Source organism: Roseicyclus sp., from assembly GCF_052168335.1.
GTDB lineage: Bacteria > Pseudomonadota > Alphaproteobacteria > Rhodobacterales > Rhodobacteraceae > Roseibacterium.
The window spans coordinates 1-3,296 of record NZ_JBQLZP010000459.1 but is presented as its reverse complement, the minus strand read 5'-3'; the positions used below and the strand labels follow the sequence as shown (position 1 = coordinate 3,296).

4 protein-coding genes and 1 pseudogene are annotated in these 3,296 nt (G+C 71.9%); 2 read left to right on the top strand and 3 right to left on the bottom strand.

The genetic code is table 11. The features are described from left to right. Nucleotides 1-24: 24 nt before the first annotated feature. A complete protein-coding gene (locus ACTS11_RS14215) occupies nt 25-621 on the bottom strand; it encodes a 2-hydroxychromene-2-carboxylate isomerase (protein ID WP_442640960.1) in 597 nt (198 codons plus the stop codon). A 106-nt stretch (nt 622-727) separates the two neighbouring features. Here ACTS11_RS14215 and ACTS11_RS14210 point away from each other — a divergent pair, with 106 nt between their 5' ends. Beyond that, nucleotides 728-1,528, top strand: a complete 801-nt coding sequence (locus ACTS11_RS14210) for an inositol monophosphatase family protein (RefSeq protein WP_442640959.1) — start codon at nt 728-730, stop codon at nt 1,526-1,528. Nucleotides 1,529-1,573: 45 nt separating this feature from the next. After that, nucleotides 1,574-1,819, top strand: a complete 246-nt coding sequence (locus ACTS11_RS14205) for a hypothetical protein (protein WP_442640958.1) — start codon at nt 1,574-1,576, stop codon at nt 1,817-1,819. Here the strand turns inward: ACTS11_RS14205 and ACTS11_RS14200 are convergent. Continuing rightward, entirely contained in the window at nt 1,816-2,523 is a 708-nt protein-coding gene (locus tag ACTS11_RS14200; RefSeq protein WP_442640957.1) for a CDP-alcohol phosphatidyltransferase family protein, read from the bottom strand. The two genes, ACTS11_RS14205 and ACTS11_RS14200, sit on opposite strands and share 4 nt — an antisense overlap. Nucleotides 2,524-2,587: 64 nt before the next feature. Further along, nucleotides 2,588-3,268: pseudogene (locus tag ACTS11_RS14195) on the bottom strand (tyrosine recombinase XerC); the annotation flags it as partial. Nucleotides 3,269-3,296 lie beyond the last annotated feature (28 nt).

Below are 3,296 nucleotides of genomic sequence, written 5' to 3'. Positions count from 1 at the left end.
CGCTCCACGCGCTGGCGGTGGCGCTCAGCTGAGGGCCGGGTGCCGCCCCGACGCCCAGTCGAGCGCCGCCTCGAGCCGGTCGTCGCCCCAGAAGAGCTCGCCCGCCACGACGAAGCTCGGCGAACCGAAGACGCCGGCGGCCTTCGCCTCCTCGGTCTCGGCGGCGAGCGCCGCCTCGATCTCCGGCGCGCGGGCGCGGGCCTGCGTCTCCTCCGGGTCGAGGCCGAGGGCCGCGAGGCTGTCCGGCAGGTTCGGCGCCTCGCCCGGGCGTTCGCCGCCCACGAACCAGCGGCGGTAGGTCTCGCGGATGTAGTCCTCGCCCCAGCCCTCGCGCATCCCCAGCACGGCCACGGCGTTGGCGAAGGGCAGGTCCGGCAGCGGGTAGGGCGCGGGGACGCGCAGATCGAGCCCGTGGACCGCCGCGCGCCGCTCCATGTCGCGCCACATGTAGGCGGTCTTCACCGGCTTGTCCTTGAAGGGGATGTTGTTCTGCTCGACCATGATCGCGCGGACGTTGAAGGGGCGCCACGTCACCGCCACGCCCGCCGCCCCGGCCGCCTCCGCGATGCGCATGACGGTCAGGTAGCTGTAGGTGCTGCCGATCGAGACCCAGAAATCCATGGCCGCCTCCCTTCGCTGCCCCGACAGCGTGCCCGCCGCGCCCCGACCTTGGCAAGCCCCGCGCCGTCCACTATGACGCCCCGGCATTCCCCGAAGGACCGAAGACATGCAGGGCTCCGCCAACCTCAACATCATGCTCAAGGCCGCCCGCAAGGCGGGGCGGAGCCTCGTGAAGGACTTCCGCGAGGTCGAGAACCTCCAGGTCTCGTCCAAGGGCCCCGGCGACTTCGTCAGCCGCGCCGACCGCGCGGCCGAGGAGATCCTGAAGACCGAACTGATGAGCGCGCGGCCGAACTACGGCTTCCTCGGCGAGGAGGGCACCTCGATCGAGGGCAAGGACCCGACCCGGCGCTGGATCGTCGATCCGCTCGACGGAACGACGAACTTCCTGCACGGGATGCCGCACTGGGCCGTCTCCATCGGGCTCGAGCACAAGGGCGAGATCGTGGCGGGCGTCGTCTTCGACCCGGCGAAGGACGAGATGTTCTATGCCGAGAAGGGCGCGGGCTGCTGGCTGAACGACAGCCAGCGCCTGCGCGTCTCGGGGCGGACGGCGATGATCGAGTGCGTCTTCGCGACCGGCGTGCCCTTCGGGGGGGCCAAGTACCTGCCCGCGACGCTCCAGGACCTCGCGCGCCTCATGCCCGCCTGCGCGGGCGTCCGGCGCTGGGGCGCGGCCGCGCTCGACCTCGCCTATGTGGCGGCGGGGCGCTATGACGGCTACTGGGAGCGCGGGCTCAAGCCCTGGGACGTGGCGGCCGGCATCCTCCTCGTCCGCGAGGCGGGCGGCCTCGTCCAGCCGATCCGCGAGGGGCAGGACCTGCTCGAGGACGGTCAGGTCCTCGCCGGGTCGGGCGCGATCTTCGACCGCTTCGCCGAGGTGATCCGCGAGCGTCCCGCGGCCTGAGGCGCTGCCACAATTCGGTTCGAATCCTGGCCTATGCATGGCGTCATGGAGAGGATCGGCACGTTCCTGACGGATGACGGCGGCGCGGCCACGGTCGACTGGGTCGTGCTCACGGCGGCCAGCGTCGCGGTGACGCTTGCCGTGATGGGCGTGCTCTCGGACGCGCTGGAGGCGGCGGGTTCTAACCTGTCGAACACGCTCAGCGACATGCCGATCCGCACGAGCTTCGCCGAGTGGGAGGCCTTCCGCGCCTCGCTCGAGCCCCCGGCGGAACCCGAGCCCGAAGGCTAGCGCCCCTCCGCCCGGCCCGGCGCGGGGATCACCTGCTGCGCGATCCCGGCGAGGAGCAGGTAGGCCGACGTCACCGCCACCACCAGCGTCAGCGCCGGGTTCGAGGCGAAGTCCGTCGAGGCCGCCCAGGCGATGCCCGCCGTCCAGACCACCGCGACCGTCAGCGACAGCGCGCGCCAGCGTGCCGTCCGCACGGGGTGGATGAACTTGAAGGGCAGGAACATTCCCGCCGCGAGGACGACCACGATGCTGATCGTCACCCACCACGGCGGCACGATCACCAGAAGCGCGAGAACCACCATGTTCCAGCATCCCGGGAACCCAGAGAAGCTGTTGTCCGCCGTCTTCATCCGCGTGTCGGCGAAGTAGATCGCGCTGGCGAAGGGGATGAGCAGGACGGCGAGCCACCCCGACCAGCCGGGCAGGAGCCCCGAGGCGTAGAGCGCGTAGGCCGGGATCACCACGTAGGTCAGGAAGTCGATGATGAGGTCCATCAGCACGCCGTCGATCTCGGGGACGTGCTTCTTGACCTCGTAGTGGCGGGCGAGCGGCCCGTCGATGCCGTCCACGACGAAGGCGACGGCCAGCCAGATCGCCATGGTCGCCCAGTCCTGCTGGAACGCCTCGTGCAGCGCCAGCATGGCGAGCGACGCGCCGATGGCGGTGAACAGGTGGACGCAAAGGGCCGAGAGGCGCGGGCTCATGGGGCGCGGTGATGCCCGCTTGCCGCGGGGTTTGCAACCGTTCCGTGACAGACCGCGCCGCGCGTCACGCGCGGGGATGCGCCGCGGCGTAGACCTCCATCAGCCGGACGGTATCGACGGCGGTATAGGCCTGCGTCGTCGAGAGGCTGGCGTGGCCCAGAAGCTCCTGGATCGCGCGGAGGTCGCCGCCCGCGTCGAGGAGATGCGTCGCGAAGGAGTGGCGCATGGCGTGGGGCGTCGCGCTTGCCGGAAGGCCGAGCTGCATCCGCGCCTTCTCCATCACGCGGGCGACGTGCCGGGGGCCGAGCCCGCCGCCACGGATCGCCCGGAAGAGCGGCGTTCCGGGCGCCAGCTCGTGCGGGCAGAGCGCGGCGTAGCGATCGACGGCGGCGCGGGCTGCGGGCAGGACCGGCACCTCCCGCTCCTTGCCGCCCTTGCCCCGGATGCGGAGCGTGTCGGGCAGCGGCAGGAGGCCCGCGTCGAGCCCCAGCGCCTCCGAGATGCGGAGGCCGCAGCCGTAGAGGAGCGTCACCACCGCCGCATCGCGGGCCGAGACCCAGTCGCGGGCGTCCTGTTCCGCGACGCGCGACAGCATCCCGCGCGCGCCTTCCTCGGTCAGCGGGCGGGGCAGGCGGCGCTGGTGGCGCGGCGCGCGCATCGACAGGACGGCGGTGGCGTCGAAGCCGTCGCGCTCGGCCCACCAGCCGTAGAACGACTTCACCGAGTCTCCCAATGACCGACCACCCCGCGCCGGAATCCAATCTCAACAACCC